Below are 14,406 nucleotides of genomic sequence, written 5' to 3'. Positions count from 1 at the left end.
GTGAGTTGTATTCTGGAGAATCGAATGAAAATCGCAAAGAACACCGTCGTGTCGGTCGCTTATAAGCTATCGGATGCGCAGGGCAATCTGATTGAAGAAAGCGACGAGCCGATGGTCTATCTGCACGGCGGCTATGATGGCACGTTCCCCAAGATCGAGGAAGAGCTCGACGGCCACGAGGCCGGCTTCGAGACATCGATTCAGCTCGAGCCGCAAGATGCGTTCGGCGAGTACGACCCCGATCTCGTGAAGATCGAGCCGCGCGATCGTTTCCCGGAACCGCTCGAAGTCGGCATGCAATTCGAGGGTACGCCGGAAGAGGGCGACGAGGATCTCGACTCGCTCGTCTACGTCGTGACCGACGTAGCGGAAGATAAGGTGGTGCTCGACGGCAATCACCCGCTCGCGGGTATGGCCTTGCGTTTTGCGCTGACGGTGAAAGACGTGCGTCCTGCTACCGAAGACGAAATCCAGCACGAACATGCGCACGGTGCCGACGGCCTCGAAGTTCTCGATGAGGACGATGACGAGGAAGACGACAGCAAGTCAGGACCCACCCTGCACTGAACTTGCCGGAGTGCCGGGCGCGCCTGAGGCGGCGCCCGGCATATGCGGCTGTACTGCCGATGCGGGCGGTATCGAAGTGGCCGGCCCGTATTCACCACCGCCCTGGTCGGCGGGTATGTGCGGTTGCTGATTGAGCTGCGTACCTGGCTGCGAGGCTGACTGTGACTCGCCGGGAATTGGCAACAGCGGCGGCAATTCCGAGGCCGGCCCTAACGCCGGCACCGCTGGCATCGAAGCTGACGGTTCGTCGCGCGGCACCACGGTTTGCATGGCGGGCATCGGCATTTGCTTCGGCACATCGCGCAGGCTCACGCGGAACGGCGGTTTCCTGCCGGGATTCACATCGAACTGTACCCACTGGTTAAGACGGTCATGCGGCGCTAATGCGACCCGCGTGAGATTCGTCACCAGCATCCCCTTGTCATTGCGTAGCGGCTGATCGATCACGAAGCCGCCGTTCGCGCGTTCGTCGTCGTGATGAATGACCAGCACGGGCCCGCGAAAAATCTCCGCGAGTTTGACGAGGCTGCGTTTGAACTCCAGAAAACCGTCGCGGCGTGTGCTGTGCGCGAAGCGCAGCCACGCAAAACGGTCGGGCCGCTCGTAACGTTCTGGATCGGGATCGCCCTGAATGATGATGACTATCGCGCGCGCGTCGCGACGTTTCGCATATTCGCCGGCATGCTCCAGCCAGAATGCATTGGCAATCACGCGGTCTTCGAATTCCCCGTTGCGGCCCCCGGCAATCAGATAGTGATTGTTCGGACTCGGCGCGTTCAGGCCGACAAATACCGTATCGCCGACCATCCATCGAACGTTTTCCCGATACGGCCGAAACCGTGAGACTTCGCTCTCCCGCGTCAGCGCAATCGGGTTCTGACCCATCGACGTAGCATCGGCGAATATGGTTTGACGCAATTGGTCGAGCCGTTCGACCGGATCGAAGCTGCCTGCCTCGGTGGTGCTGCAATCGATCCAGTCATGCTGGCCGGGAATAAAGAATAAAGCCGGCCGCGAAGCTTCGAGCACTGCATGGCGTCGTTCATACAGCCCGTCCCGACACGCCTCTTTCGCACCCTTCAGGTTGCCGTTATAGACGATGAACGAGATGTCGCGTTCGCGGCCGATCGCATCGATTAGCCGTTGCGCTGCGGGCTCGTCGGCGGGGCCGCGCATCGTGTCGCCGATCACTGCGAATGAAAAACGCGGCGTGTCGGCGTAAGCCTCGCTGGTGCTGAGGGCCGCCGACGCCGCCAGAACCGCTATCAGACCACGTGTGAATGCAAGGCTCAGCGCCGCGCGAAAGGGGCGCGGACGCTGCGGGGGCTTGTATGCGTCAATGATCCGCATCCGGCGCGGCGGCCAGTTCGTGCAGTTCGTACAGCAGGTCGAGTGCTTCGCGCGGACGCAGATCGTTCGGATCGATGCCGCGCAAACGCTCGACGAGTTCCTGCACGGACGGCGACGATACCTGCGCCTGAGCATCGCGCTCGTCGTCTGCGTCTTCGGCCAGCATCGGTGGAGGCGAAGCAAACAGGTCGAGCTGCGGCGCGGGTTGCGCGGCGGATTGCTGTTCCAGGTGTGCGAGATGCTTGCGCGCCGCGCGAATCACCGCATTTGGCACGCCCGCGAGTTGCGCGACCTGCAAACCGTAGCTCTGATTGGCCGGACCCTCGTTGACCGCGTGCAGGAACACAATGCCATGGCCGTGTTCGACCGCCGACAGGTGCACGTTGGCCGCCTGCGGAAATTCCGCGGGCAACTGCGTCAATTCGAAGTAATGCGTGGCAAACAGCGTATGACAGCCGTTGTGCGCGAGCAGATGACGCGCGATCGCCCAAGCCAGCGCAAGGCCGTCGAAGGTCGAGGTGCCACGGCCGATTTCATCCATCAGCACGAGACTTTGCGGTGTCGCGTCGTTCAGGATCGCAGCGGCTTCGGTCATCTCGACCATGAAGGTCGAGCGGCCGCCGGCCAGATCGTCCGCTGCACCGATTCGCGTGAAGATGCGGTCGATCGGTCCGAACGTCGCGCGCCGTGCCGGCACATAGCTGCCCACGTAGGCGAGCAGGGCGATCAGCGCGGTTTGCCGCATGAAAGTTGATTTACCGCCCATGTTCGGGCCGGTGATCAACAGCAATTTGCGTTCGGGCGTGAGTGTGCAGTCGTTGGCGATGAACTGCTCGACCTGCGCCTCGACGACCGGGTGCCGACCCTGTTCGATCTCGATGCCGGTGTCGGGCGAGAACGTCGGCGCGACCCAGTCGAGCGCGCGGGCGCGTTCGGCGAAAGCGGCCAGCAGATCGAGTTCGGCCAGTGCGGACGCGACCCGCTGGCAATCTGGAATAAACGGTAGCAGCGCCTGCAGCAACGTGTCGTAAAGCGCGCGTTCGCGGGCGAGCGCACGTTCCTGTGCAGACAGCGCCTTGTCTTCGAACGTTTTCAGTTCCGGCGTGATGTAGCGCTCGGCGTTCTTCAGCGTCTGACGGCGGCGGTAATCGTCGGGCACCTTGTCGGTCTGGCCACGCGTGACTTCGATATAGAAGCCGTGCACCTTGTTGTACTCGACGCGCAGGTTGTTAATGCCAGTGCGCGCACGTTCGCGTGTTTCGAGATCGATCAGGAACTGCCCGCAGTTCTCCGAAATATCGCGCAGTTCGTCGAGGTCCGCATCGTAGCCTCGCGCGATCACGCCGCCATCGCGCACCATCGCGGCGGGTTCCTGAGCGATAGCACGGGTAAGCAATTCGACGCAGGCTTGAGGCGGTTCCATTGACGCATCGATGCGCGCGAGCGAATCCGCATTCGACGACACAGCGGCGATCTGCGCGCGCAGTTCGGGCAGCGCGATGAACGTGTCGCGCAGGCTGGACAGATCGCGCGGACGTGCCGACAACAGCGCGAGGCGCCCTGTAATCCGTTCGATGTCTGAAATCTGCCGCAACGAGCCACGCAATGCGTCGACGCTCGCAGCCGGCGGCGCGTCGAGCAGCGCGCCGATAGCCTGCTGACGCGCCTGCGCGACCGCAGATTCACGCGGCGGATGATGCAGCCAGTGGCGCAGCAAGCGGCTGCCCATCGTCGTGCAGCAGGTGTCGAGCAACGAACACAGCGTAGGCGACTCGGTGCCGCGCAGCGTTTCCGTCAGTTCGAGATTGCGGCGCGTAGCGGGGTCGAGGCCGATATATTCGGACTCGTACTCGACCTTCAGGCTGCGCACATGGCGCAGTTGCTGGCCTTGGGTCGCCGCTGCATACAGCAGCAATGCGCCGGCAGCGCCGCACGCGCAGGTCAGCGAATGCGCGCCGAAACCGTCGAGACCGGCCACTTCGAGCTGGTCGCAAAGACGCTGGGTGCCCGACGCGATATCGAAATGCCAGCTCGGAACACGGGTGAGCGCGCCTGCATTGACGGGCGGTGTCCAGCCGGCCGATTCGGCGAGCGTATCGGCAACCAGAATTTCAGCGGGGCGAATTCGTTCGAGGGCGGCGGCGACCTGGTCGGGTGCGACTTCGGCAAGGCGCAGCGCGCCGCTCGCCAGATTCAGCCACGCGAGGCCGACGCTCGTCGCTACGCCGCGGCGGTTGTGCGCCACGCACAGCGACAGCAGGTACACATCGTTTTTATCGGACAGCAGCGCGGCGTCGGTCAGCGTGCCCGGCGTGACCACGCGGACCACTTTGCGCTCGACCGGTCCCTTCGATGTAGCCGGGTCGCCGATCTGTTCGCAAATCGCGACGGATTCGCCGAGCTTCACCAGCTTCGCCAGATACTGTTCCGCCGCGTGATGCGGTACGCCCGCCATCTTGATCGGATTGCCGCCCGACGCGCCACGCTGCGTAAGCGTCAGGTCGAGCAGACGCGCGGCTTTTTCCGCATCGTCGAAAAAGAGTTCGTAGAAGTCGCCCATCCGGTAGAACACCAGCGTGCCGGGATGCTCCGCTTTAATGCGCAGGTACTGCTGCATCATGGGAGTATGTTGTGCGACGTCGTTGGCCGCTGCGGTTTGAATGCCCATCCTTGGTGTTCTCTTGCGTAAGCTGTTCAGGGCGTGAGTTTAACCCGCCAGCGTGTCGAACGGACCCTGGCCGGATGGCCAATCCTTGCAGCAGGTCGCATCCGCCCGCGTTCGGGTAATCGAAGCCAATGCGGGCCGTCTGGAGGATTACTCCTCCACCATCGCCCGCATATCCACCGTACGCTCGTTCACTGCGCTACGCCGTTTTGCGAGCCACATCATGAACGTAATGAAACTGCCGAACACCACAATGATCCATTGCGCAGGCATTTTTGCGGTGAGCAGCAGCGCGTACACACCAAGCATCAGCAGCACGGCCAGATTCTGGTTGAAATTCTGCACGGCGATCGAGTGTCCCGCCGACAGTAGCGTCGCGCCGCGATGCTGAAGAATGGCGTTCATCGGCACGATGAAAAAGCCCGATAACGCGCCGAGCAGGATCATTAGCGGATAGGCGAGCAGGATGTAGAGCGGTGCGACGAACGAGCCAATTCGAATGCCCGCGCCCGCAGGGAACAGGTCCTTGTTGTAGAAGGCCACCGCGATCGCCACCAGGCCCATCAGAATGCCGACCGGCAGCACGCGCAGCGATTTGCGCAACGGAATCAGCGCAGCCGCCGCCGACGCGCCCACGGCAATGCCCAGCCCGGTGACGCCTTGCATGACCGCCGCTTTAGACAGCGATAGCCCGAGATTCACATTCGCCCATTTCAGCACCAGCAGTTGCAGTGTGACTGCGCCGCCCCACAGCAGCGTCGTGACCCACAACGCGATCTGCGCGAGTTTGTCGGCCCACAGCACGTTAAAGCAGTGATAAAAGTCGCCGATCAGTTTTTTCGGTTCGTTCAGCCGGCTTTCATACCGCGCGCCGGTGTCGGGAATGAAGATGTTGATCGCGGCGGCAATCGCGTACGTGATCATCACGGCGAACATCGCGAGATCGGCGGCGGAGCGGATCAGCGGCAAATGAGCGTGCGCGACGAAGCGGTCGGCCAGCGTGCTGATCAGCGCACCGCCGACCATCGTGCCGACAATCGTCGACAGAACCGTTGCCGATTCGAGCCACGCGTTCGCCTTGACGAGTTTGTCGGCGGGCAGCAGTTCGGTCAAGATGCCGTACTTGGCCGGCGAATACGCCGCCGCGCCGAAACCGACCACGCCGTAGGCAATCATCGGATGAACGCCCGCGATCATCATCAGGCAGCCGCTTGCCTTCAACGCGTTGGAGATGAACATCACGTGGCGCTTTTGCATCGAGTCGGCAAACGCGCCGACGAACGGCGCAAGCAGCACGTAGGAGACGGTGAAGAAAATCTGCAACAGCGGCGTGACCCAGGCGGCGGAGCGAATCACCGAGAGCAACGCGATGGCGGCGATCAGCAGTGCATTGTCCGCGAGCGACGAAATGAACTGCGCCGCAATGATTGTGTAGAAGCCTTTTTTCATGAAGCGGATTGGAAGCTGCGCGCCAGATCCGGCGGCAAGCAGGGCGCAGAAAAAACGCGCGAAACGCAGCCGGTGAAGCGACGCGTTGCAAGATGTCGCAACGCCACCGGCGCGGCATTTTGCTTTGTAGCACGAACGCCCGTGAGATGCAGGGCCGCCAACGAAAAAGCGGCCGAAGCCGCTTTTTTTTGCATTTTATTTGCCGCGAGGAAAGCCGCTCGCCGAACTCGATGCCGAAGCAACGCGAGACGGCATCCGGCCGAGGCAGGCTCCGTCGGGCTTAGTCGGCCTGCTGACGGGTGCGGCTGTAGCGCGACAGAACCGGAATCATCTGTGCGTAGATCTTCGGGTTGCCCGCGACGATTTCGCCGACGTGCAGGAAGTCCGAGTCGCCCGTGTAATTACCCACCAGGCCACCGGCCTCGGTGATCAGCAGGCTGCCCGCAGCGACGTCCCACGGATTCAGACCCTGTTCGAAGAAGCCGTCCATGCGGCCGGCGGCGACGTTCGCCAGATCGAGCGCAGCCGCGCCCGGACGGCGCAGGCCCGCGCAGGCTTCGGTCATTTCGGCGAACAGGCGTCCGTACGCTTCGAGACCGTCTTTTTCGCGGAACGGGAAGCCCGTGCCGATCAGGCCGTCTGCCAGGCGGTCACGCTTGGCCACGCGGATACGGCGATCGTTCAGGAACGCACCGCGGCCGCGCGAAGCGGTGAACAGGTCGTTGCGGGTCGGATCGTAGACCACGGCTTGCGTCACGATGCCCTTGTGGGCGAGCGCGATCGACACGCAGTAGTACGGGAAGCCGTGAATGAAATTGGTGGTGCCGTCGAGCGGATCGATGATCCACTGGTATTCGGACTCGTTGTCCGACTTGCCGGATTCTTCGGCGAGGATCGCGTGATCGGGGTAGGCGGTCTTCAGCGTGTCGATGATCGCCGCTTCAGACGCTTTGTCGACCTCCGTGACGAAATCGTTGTGCTGTTTTTTGCTGACCTGGATCAGATCGAGGTCGAGCGACGCGCGGTTGATGATCTGTGCTGCGCGGCGCGCGGCCTTCACAGCGATATTGAGCATGGGATGCATGAGACGGATCCTTGTGCCGGGGCAGCACGGCTGCTGGCCGGTAAATGTGCAAACGAGGCGCAAACGAGCGCGCTACACCTGCGCTAACTGGCGCCCCGAAGAGGCGCGGAAACAGCACGGAACGCCCGCCTGGCAATAAACCAGTGCGCATTCCGCCGACGGAGACGAATTGAATAAGAACGAGGCGCCCGGCTTGGCCTGGAAGAAAAACCGGTCGCGAATATCGGTATTTTACCTGAGTCCGGGCGGCCTGGCAGCGTTCGTGCGGCGGGTTAGGCTTTTGCGCCATGGGACGCGCATCGGAGGGCGGGCAGGCGACGGTTCGCAAGCCCTGGACCTCGAGACGAAACTTTACGCCGTGCGCACGCCTTCAGCGTATTCAGCGCTTTCATGTCCGGTCCCGGCGCCTCGGCCTTACTCAAAATTCTGAACCCGTCGAGGGTTGGCGCTACCATACGCGTCTTTAGCTTGCAGGATTTTCATCGTGGACCACCCCCACAATTCCTCCGATCCGGCCGTGGCCGACGTGCGCGGCGGCTTCACGTCGACCCGCTTCGTGCTCGTCGAGCCGAGCCATCCCGGTAATGTCGGCGCGGCGGCGCGCGCGCTGAAAACCATGGGTTTTTCGCGGCTCGTGCTGGTGTCGCCGCGCGTGCCACATGTGCAGAGCGACCCGGAAGCGATTGCGATGGCCTCCGGCGCAGACGACGTGCTGGCTTCCGCGCACGTTGTCCCGACGCTTGCCGACGCGTTGACCGGCGTGCACTGGTCGATCGCGCTGACCGCGCGTCTGCGTGAATACGGGCCGCCACAATGGACGCCGCGTGCCGCCGCTAATGTCGCGCACGATCAGGCGGTGCATGGCGAAATTGCACTGGTGTTCGGCAACGAGCGCACGGGTTTGTCGAATGAGGACGTCGAACGGTGCAGTGCGCTCGCGCATATTCCGGCGAATCCCGCTTATAGCTCGCTGAATCTCGCGCAGGCCGTGCAGGTGCTGGCTTACGAGTTACGCACGCGGTATCTGTCGGCGGACGACCAGGCCGGTGCCGCAGCGCTCGCCGCTTCCGCTGGAGCAGGGCTGAGCGAGCCGGCCGGTCCGCGTGCGGCGAGCGACGAAATCGAGAGCATGTTCGCGCACCTCGAAAGCGCGCTGGTCGCATTGGAGTTTCTCGACCCCGCCAATCCGAAAAAGCTGATGTCGCGCCTGCGACGGCTCTTTGCCCGTTCGGGCCTGGAGCGCGAGGAAGTGAACATCGTACGCGGCATCGCCAAGCACATTTTGCTGAAGGCGAAGCATCCGGGTAGCGACGCGTCCTGAATCCGCGCGCATTCCTCTGACGACCTTGCGGGCAGCGTGGACTTCCGGCAGTTTTCGCGCAATCGCCCTACAATCCTCGAAACGTTCTAAGCAAAGCTGCCGCCGTGCTATGCGGCAGCGATGCCGTCACGCGTGGCCCTTGCGGCCTGAAACGCGGGCGGCTTTTTCCCACGACACAGTCCAGACCCTGCCATGTTCACGAGACTTCGCGAAGATATCGCCACCATCCGCGAGCGCGACCCCGCCGCCCGCAGCGCATGGGAAGTCATCACGTGTTATCCCGGTTTGCACTCGCTTGTGCTGCACCGGCTCGCGCACGCGTGCTGGCAGGCAAAGCGACGCTGGCTCGCGCGCTTCGTTTCGCAGATGGCGCGGTTTCTTACCGGCATCGAAATCCATCCGGGCGCGACGGTCGGGCGGCGCGTGTTCATCGACCACGGCATGGGTGTGGTGATCGGCGAAACCGCGCAGATCGGCGACGACTGCACGATCTACCAGGGCGTGACGCTCGGCGGCACGTCGCTCACGCGCGGCGCAAAGCGGCACCCGACGCTCGAGCGCGGGGTGATCGTCGGTGCGGGCGCGAAGGTGCTCGGCGGCTTCACGATCGGCATGGAAGCGAAGATCGGCTCGAATGCCGTGGTGACCAAGCCGGTGCCCGCGCGGGGCACGGCGGTCGGCAATCCGGCTCGGATCATCGTGCCGGCAGCGTCGGCCGTGGCTTCGACGGCGACGGTTCCGGCTGGCGCCAACGTCGGCTCGGGCGGCACCACGCGCGACACGAAATGTTCGACGGAAAGCAGCGCGTTCTGCGCGTACGGCATCACGCCGAATGCCGATGACCCGGTGTCGCTGGCTATTCACGGTTTGATCGATCATGCGGCCACGCAATCAAAGCGCATCGATGAAATCGTCGGTGCGCTGGAGCGGTTGGGCACGAGCCTCGAAGGCCTGCAAGGCGCGGATGCCGCGTTGCTCGATCTGCGACGCTTGTCGGCAGCGATTGCGGGGAAAGTGGAAGGGGCGGCGGCGGAGCGTTGAGGTTTGAAGCGCGTGTCGGTCGGCGGGCGGTGAATGGCGATCGACGTACGCGGTACGCTTGAATCGAGGGGCGCCGCAGTTTCGAAGTCGCTCGCATCAGATCGAAGCCCGTCAGTCTGGAGATTCATCGCTTCTCTGAATTCCCGGCCATTGCGGCTTCGACGTAGCTTCGCCGGACTGGTCGCTCTGAATCCAGTTGCTTCAATCACAGCTATTGGGCTCGAATGTCGGTGTGACGCCCGCAGCGTCACGCCGTCCTGGGTACGTTACCCCAACGGCAAGGCCCGAATCCCTTCGGCATCGATCCGCAGATAGCCGCCTCGCGGCTCGCCGTGATCGAGATCCCAATCCGGCAGAACCCAACGCGTGCCGCCCGGCTCGCGGTGCCGCGCGGGCCGATGTGTGTGCCCGTGAATAATCGTTGCCGCTTTCGACTTCTTGAACAGTGCAGCGACCGCCTTTGGCGTCACATCGTATTTCATCGAAACGGGCCGCATGCGGCCGTGCTCGCTCTTCGAGCGCATGTTCTCCGCGAGCTTGCGCCGCCAGCGGAACGGCGACGCCAGAAACAGCATCTGCGCGAAACGGATGCGGGCAAATCGCCGGAAAATCTGATAACCGCGATCGGCGGTACACAAGCCGTCGCCGTGCGCGAGCGCAATGCGCGTGCCGAATGCGGTGATCACGAACGGATCGGGCAGCCAGATCGCGCCGGCCGCTTTCGTGAAGCGCTTGCCGAGCAGAAAGTCGCGATTGCCGTGCATGATGTAAAGCGCAATGCCGCGCTCCGTCAGCGTGTGCAGCAACGCCGCCATGCGCGCGACGAATGGCTCGACGAGCATGTCGTCGCCGACCCAGTATTCGAACAGGTCGCCGAGAATGAAAACCGAATCAGCCTGGTCGGCGGTGACGCGAATGAAGTGTTCGAACGCGGCGACCGTGTGCGGAATCGCCTCGCTCAAATGAATGTCGGAGAGGAAAAAAAACGGGCGTGCGGCGTGCGGGCGTTTGCCCTCGCCAGGCACGCCCGCGGCGACGCTTCGCAGCGGCGTTTCTTGCAGCATTGAAGGTGCCTGATATCAGTTGAAGCCAGTCGGCATGAAGCGCGAACCTAGTCGACGATCACAGCCTTTTCGATCACGACGTCGTCAGCCGGCACGTCCTGATGGAAGCCCTTCGAACCCGTCTTGACCTTCTTGATCTTCTCGACGATGTCCAGACCTTCGACGACTTTGCCGAACACGGCGTAGCCCCAGCCCTGCGGCGTCGGCGACGAGTGGTTCAGGAAGTCGTTGTCGTTCACGTTGATGAAGAATTGTGCCGTAGCCGAGTGCGGGTCGTTCGTGCGAGCCATTGCAACCGAGCCGTTGACGTTCTTCAGGCCGTTGTTCGCTTCGTTGGTGATCGGCTCGGCCGTCGGCTTCTGCTTCATGCCGGGTTCGAAACCGCCGCCCTGAATCATGAAGCCGTCGATCACGCGGTGAAACACCGTGTTGTCGTAGTGACCGGCCTTCACGTAGTTGAGGAAGTTCTCAACCGACTTCGGCGCTTTCTCAGCGTCCAGTTCGAGTTTGATGACGCCGTGGTTTGTGTGCAGTTCAACCATGATGGAATCCTTTGATGAACGGGGTGGGTAAAAAGCGCGGCGAGTCGTCATGAAGCGACGGCGGGCCGCGCCGGGGCGTGGATTTTGCGCTCGCGCGCGGTGGGGCGCGCGGCTTCTTTAATGCATGTTCAGGCAGCAGGTTGCGCTTCGGGAGCCGTGCGCATCTGCGTTCGCCTGGTTACTTGCCGACCACCGTGGCCGACTCGATCACGATCGACTTTTGCGGCACGTCGCTCATCGGACCGCGCGACGTGGTGGGCGTACCTTCGATCTTCTTCACGACGTCCATGCCGCTCGTGACCTTGCCGAACACCGCGTAGCCGTTGCCGTCCGGATTCGGATAGTCGAGACCGGTATTGTCCACCGTGTTGATGAAGAATTGCGCGGTGGCCGAATTCGGATCGCTGGTGCGCGCCATCGCGAGCGTGCCAGCAGCGTTCTTCAGACCGTTGCGGCTTTCAAGCGGAATCGGCGCGCGCGTCGGCTTCTCGGCGAAGCTCTGCGTGTAGCCGCCGCCCTGAATCATGAACCCGGGAATCACGCGATGGAAAATCGTGCCGCTGTACTGGCCGGACTTCACGTAGTCGAGGAAATTGGCGACCGTCTTCGGCGCTTTCTCAGGATACAACTCGACGCGGATGTCGCCTTCCGATGTCTTGAGGAGGACGGACGGATGCGTGGCTTGCGAACCGGACTGGGCAAAGGCGGGTGCGTTTGCGATCAGGGCGGCGCTGCCGAGCGCCAACATCAACCATTTCATGAAGATCCTCAGGGGTGGAAAAAACCGGGTGCCGGAATCGTGATGACTGTGCGTGGACCGAGCGTAACAAGCGTGCGTGCGCGCCGGACGTCATGACAGCGCGCCGCGTGCTTCAGTTCGACGGCGCCATGTAAGGCGGCATGGCGAGCGAGCCGTTCGCACCGCCGAACTGGAAGCTCGGTGACTGCGTCATGTTCGACGTGGCGCGAGCCGTGTAGTTGTCGGTTGGCGCGACAGCCTGCTTTGCCGGAGCCGCCGGCGCTTTGGACGGCGAGACGATCTTCTGGATGTCCGCGATACGTTGCGTGGTCGTGGCGCTCGCCTTGCCGAGGCTCTGCGCGCGACGGTACGCCTGGTCGGCCATCCGCAGATACACGTCGCCGAGATTCTCGAACGCGAGACCGTAGTTCGGATTCACCTTGATAGCCGTTTCGAGCGCGGCGCGTGCTTCGACCAGGTGACCCTGTTTCGCGTACAGCGCGGCGAGGTTGTTATACGGCTCGGGCAATTCGGGGTACATCTGCGTGAGTTCGACGAAGGCGGCAATCGCTTCGTCGTCGCGATTCAGGTGGGCAAGCACGGTGCCGCGCTTGAACCGAGCCTGGGCGTCACGCGGATTCGACGCGATGCGCTCGTCGAGCTGCGCGAGCGACGACTGCCAGTTTTTCTGCGTGATCGCAGTGTCGATGTCCGGCGTGTTGTCGCGTGTTGCCGGACCCTGCGGCATGACCGCGGCCTTCTGTGCGTAGGCGCCCGCAACCGGCAGTGCCGCAAGGGCGACGGCCATGGTGACGCGCAACGCGAGCGCGCGGGCAACACGGGAGGAAGCGCCGCGCGTGATGCCGTGGGCAACACCGTCGAAGGCCGTCGCGGTGAGGGTCGCAGCGCTGCGCGCGCGGCCGCTGGAAGGTTTCATAGGCTCAGGTCTGGATGTTATACTCCGACCCATTCTAACAAAAGGTCTGCGCGTTCCGTCGAACCGCAAACTGTCTTTTCGCCACTCGTGGTCGTCTCCGCCTTGATTGCAGACTGAGCGCAGCCTGAGCGCCGCACCAGCTGCACCGGTTCTGCTGCATGCAATGCACCCGCTGTCCTGTTGTGATCGGCGGGGCGGCGCGCATGAAACACATTGCGGATTTCTTTCGGCCCACGCACCGTTCTCTATGGAATCACTGCGCATCTACAACACGCTCGCGCGTGACAAGCAAACTTTCGTGCCGCTGCAAGAGGGTGTTGTGCGGATGTACGTCTGTGGCATGACCGTATACGACTATTGCCACGTCGGTCATGCGCGGGTGATGGTCGTGTTCGACATCGTGCAGCGCTGGTTGCGCACGCTCGGCTACGACGTGACCTACGTGCGCAACATCACCGATATCGACGACAAGATCATTCGTCGCGCCGTCGAGAACGGAGAGACGATCAAGTCGCTGACCGACCGCTTCATCGACGCGCTGCATGAAGACGCGGACGCGCTCGGTATCGAGCGTCCCGACCTCGAGCCGCGCGCCACCGATTTCATTCCTCAGATGCTCGGCATGATCGAGACGCTGGAATCGAACGGCTATGCATACCAGGCCACCGACGGCGACGTGAACTACGCGGTCCGCAAGTTCGCGGGCTACGGCAAGCTGTCGGGCAAGTCGCTCGAAGATCTGCGTGCGGGCGAACGCGTCGCGGCGAACGACGCGAAGCAGGATCCGCTCGACTTCGTGCTATGGAAAAAAGCCAAGCCCGAAGAACCGGCTGACACCGGCTGGGAATCGAAGTACGGTCGCGGCCGTCCGGGCTGGCATATCGAATGTTCGGCGATGGGCTGCTCGCTGCTCGGCGAACATTTCGACATTCATGGCGGCGGGCAGGACCTGCAGTTTCCGCACCACGAAAACGAAATTGCGCAAAGTGAAGCCGCTACCGGTCAAACCTTCGTCAATTACTGGATGCACAACGGCTACGTGCAGATCGACAATGAGAAGATGTCGAAGTCGTTGAACAACTTCTTTACGATCCGCGAAGTATTGGCGCAGTACGATGCCGAGGTCGTGCGGTTTTTCATCGCACGTGCGCATTACCGCTCGCCGCTGAATTACAGCGACGTGCATATCGACGATGCCCGCAATGCACTCGCGCGTCTGTACACGGCGTTGAAAGACGTCACGCCGGACACCGCGGAACTCGACTGGAACGAAGCGCATGCGCAGCGTTTCCAGGCAGCGATGAATGACGACTTCAACACGCCGGTTGCAGTGTCGGTGCTGTTCGAGTTGGCAACAGAAGTGAACCGCACGCGCGACCCCGCGCTGGCCCGTCAGTTGCGCTCGCTGGGCGCGGTGCTCGGACTGCTCGGCCGCGAGCCGCGTGCGTATCTGCAGCAGGCCGCGGGCAGCGCAGCACAAGGCGCGCTCGAGCCCGCCGCGATCGAAGCGAAGATCGCAGCGCGCGTGGCGGCCAAGCAGGCGAAGGACTATGCGGCAGCAGACCGGATCCGGGCCGAATTGCTCGAGGCCGGCGTTGCACTTGAAGACAAACCCGGCGGGTTGACCGAGTGGCGGCGCGTGTGAGC

At 62.8% G+C, this 14,406-nt stretch carries 12 protein-coding genes; 4 read left to right on the top strand and 8 right to left on the bottom strand.

Annotation, left to right across the window (positions count from 1 at the left end; translation table 11 throughout):
* Positions 1–24 precede the first annotated feature (24 nt).
* On the top strand, positions 25–567 hold the full coding sequence (locus BLS41_RS10835) for an FKBP-type peptidyl-prolyl cis-trans isomerase (RefSeq protein ID WP_074764312.1): 543 nt from the start codon (positions 25–27) through the stop codon (positions 565–567).
* On the opposite strand, the gene BLS41_RS10830 is transcribed toward BLS41_RS10835, so the two are convergent.
* The 4 genes from BLS41_RS10830 to BLS41_RS10810 form a co-directional block, all read right to left on the bottom strand.
* The gene (locus BLS41_RS10830) at positions 547–1,917 is read right to left on the bottom strand and encodes a hypothetical protein (protein ID WP_074764310.1); all 1,371 of its coding nucleotides are present in this window, start codon (positions 1,915–1,917) and stop codon (positions 547–549) included. The genes BLS41_RS10835 and BLS41_RS10830 overlap by 21 nt on opposite strands.
* Positions 1,904–4,585: a DNA mismatch repair protein MutS gene (mutS, locus tag BLS41_RS10825; protein ID WP_074764308.1), complete on the bottom strand. Its 2,682-nt coding sequence runs from the start codon at positions 4,583–4,585 to the stop codon at positions 1,904–1,906. Before mutS ends, BLS41_RS10830 begins: the two co-directional genes overlap by 14 nt.
* Before the next feature lie 147 nt (positions 4,586–4,732).
* On the bottom strand, positions 4,733–6,031 hold the full coding sequence (lplT, locus tag BLS41_RS10820; RefSeq protein ID WP_074764306.1) for a lysophospholipid transporter LplT: 1,299 nt from the start codon (positions 6,029–6,031) through the stop codon (positions 4,733–4,735).
* Between the two features lie 280 nt (positions 6,032–6,311).
* Entirely contained in the window at positions 6,312–7,115 is an 804-nt protein-coding gene (locus BLS41_RS10810) for an inositol monophosphatase family protein (RefSeq protein ID WP_074764302.1), read from the bottom strand.
* A gap of 484 nt (positions 7,116–7,599) precedes the next feature.
* Here BLS41_RS10810 and BLS41_RS10805 point away from each other — a divergent pair, with 484 nt between their 5' ends.
* Positions 7,600–8,436 (top strand): RNA methyltransferase, encoded by an 837-nt coding sequence (locus BLS41_RS10805; protein WP_074764301.1) that lies wholly within the window; start codon positions 7,600–7,602, stop codon positions 8,434–8,436.
* 192 nt (positions 8,437–8,628) lie between these two features.
* Positions 8,629–9,477 carry a serine O-acetyltransferase gene (gene cysE, locus BLS41_RS10800; protein ID WP_074764300.1) on the top strand — a complete coding sequence of 283 codons (849 nt, stop codon included), beginning with the start codon at positions 8,629–8,631 and terminating at the stop codon, positions 9,475–9,477.
* Positions 9,478–9,743: 266 nt separating this feature from the next.
* On the opposite strand, the gene BLS41_RS10795 is transcribed toward cysE, so the two are convergent.
* From BLS41_RS10795 to BLS41_RS10780, 4 genes are all read right to left on the bottom strand, one after another.
* Positions 9,744–10,541: a UDP-2,3-diacylglucosamine diphosphatase gene (locus tag BLS41_RS10795; RefSeq protein ID WP_074764299.1), complete on the bottom strand. Its 798-nt coding sequence runs from the start codon at positions 10,539–10,541 to the stop codon at positions 9,744–9,746.
* 47 nt (positions 10,542–10,588) lie between these two features.
* Complete coding sequence (locus tag BLS41_RS10790) at positions 10,589–11,083, bottom strand: peptidylprolyl isomerase (protein ID WP_074764298.1); 495 nt, start codon at positions 11,081–11,083, stop codon at positions 10,589–10,591.
* 178 nt (positions 11,084–11,261) lie between these two features.
* Positions 11,262–11,843: a peptidylprolyl isomerase gene (locus tag BLS41_RS10785; protein WP_074764297.1), complete on the bottom strand. Its 582-nt coding sequence runs from the start codon at positions 11,841–11,843 to the stop codon at positions 11,262–11,264.
* A gap of 112 nt (positions 11,844–11,955) precedes the next feature.
* A complete protein-coding gene (locus BLS41_RS10780) occupies positions 11,956–12,759 on the bottom strand; it encodes a tetratricopeptide repeat protein (RefSeq protein WP_074764296.1) in 804 nt (267 codons plus the stop codon).
* Positions 12,760–13,006: 247 nt separating this feature from the next.
* Between BLS41_RS10780 and cysS the strand changes: the two genes are divergently transcribed.
* Positions 13,007–14,404 (top strand): cysteine--tRNA ligase, encoded by a 1,398-nt coding sequence (gene cysS, locus BLS41_RS10775; RefSeq protein WP_074764295.1) that lies wholly within the window; start codon positions 13,007–13,009, stop codon positions 14,402–14,404.
* Positions 14,405–14,406: the final 2 nt, after the last annotated feature.

It is taken from the genome of Paraburkholderia fungorum (genome assembly GCF_900099835.1).
GTDB lineage: Bacteria > Pseudomonadota > Gammaproteobacteria > Burkholderiales > Burkholderiaceae > Paraburkholderia > Paraburkholderia fungorum_A.
Note: the sequence above shows the minus strand (reverse complement) of the source record. Positions and strands in the feature narration are given on the sequence as shown.

Bases quoted from the DNA above. Each gene is read 5' to 3' on its own strand.
- BLS41_RS10835 (WP_074764312.1), top strand. From the start codon at position 25: ATGAAAATCGCAAAGAACACCGTCGTGTCGGTCGCTTATAAGCTATCG.
- BLS41_RS10830 (WP_074764310.1), bottom strand. From the start codon at position 1,917: ATGCGGATCATTGACGCATACAAGCCCCCGCAGCGTCCGCGCCCCTTT.
- mutS (WP_074764308.1), bottom strand. From the start codon at position 4,585: ATGGGCATTCAAACCGCAGCGGCCAACGACGTCGCACAACATACTCCC.
- lplT (WP_074764306.1), bottom strand. From the start codon at position 6,031: ATGAAAAAAGGCTTCTACACAATCATTGCGGCGCAGTTCATTTCGTCG.
- BLS41_RS10810 (WP_074764302.1), bottom strand. From the start codon at position 7,115: ATGCATCCCATGCTCAATATCGCTGTGAAGGCCGCGCGCCGCGCAGCA.
- cysE (WP_074764300.1), top strand. From the start codon at position 8,629: ATGTTCACGAGACTTCGCGAAGATATCGCCACCATCCGCGAGCGCGAC.
- BLS41_RS10795 (WP_074764299.1), bottom strand. From the start codon at position 10,541: ATGCTGCAAGAAACGCCGCTGCGAAGCGTCGCCGCGGGCGTGCCTGGC.
- BLS41_RS10790 (WP_074764298.1), bottom strand. From the start codon at position 11,083: ATGGTTGAACTGCACACAAACCACGGCGTCATCAAACTCGAACTGGAC.
- BLS41_RS10785 (WP_074764297.1), bottom strand. From the start codon at position 11,843: ATGAAATGGTTGATGTTGGCGCTCGGCAGCGCCGCCCTGATCGCAAAC.
- BLS41_RS10780 (WP_074764296.1), bottom strand. From the start codon at position 12,759: ATGAAACCTTCCAGCGGCCGCGCGCGCAGCGCTGCGACCCTCACCGCG.
- cysS (WP_074764295.1), top strand. From the start codon at position 13,007: ATGGAATCACTGCGCATCTACAACACGCTCGCGCGTGACAAGCAAACT.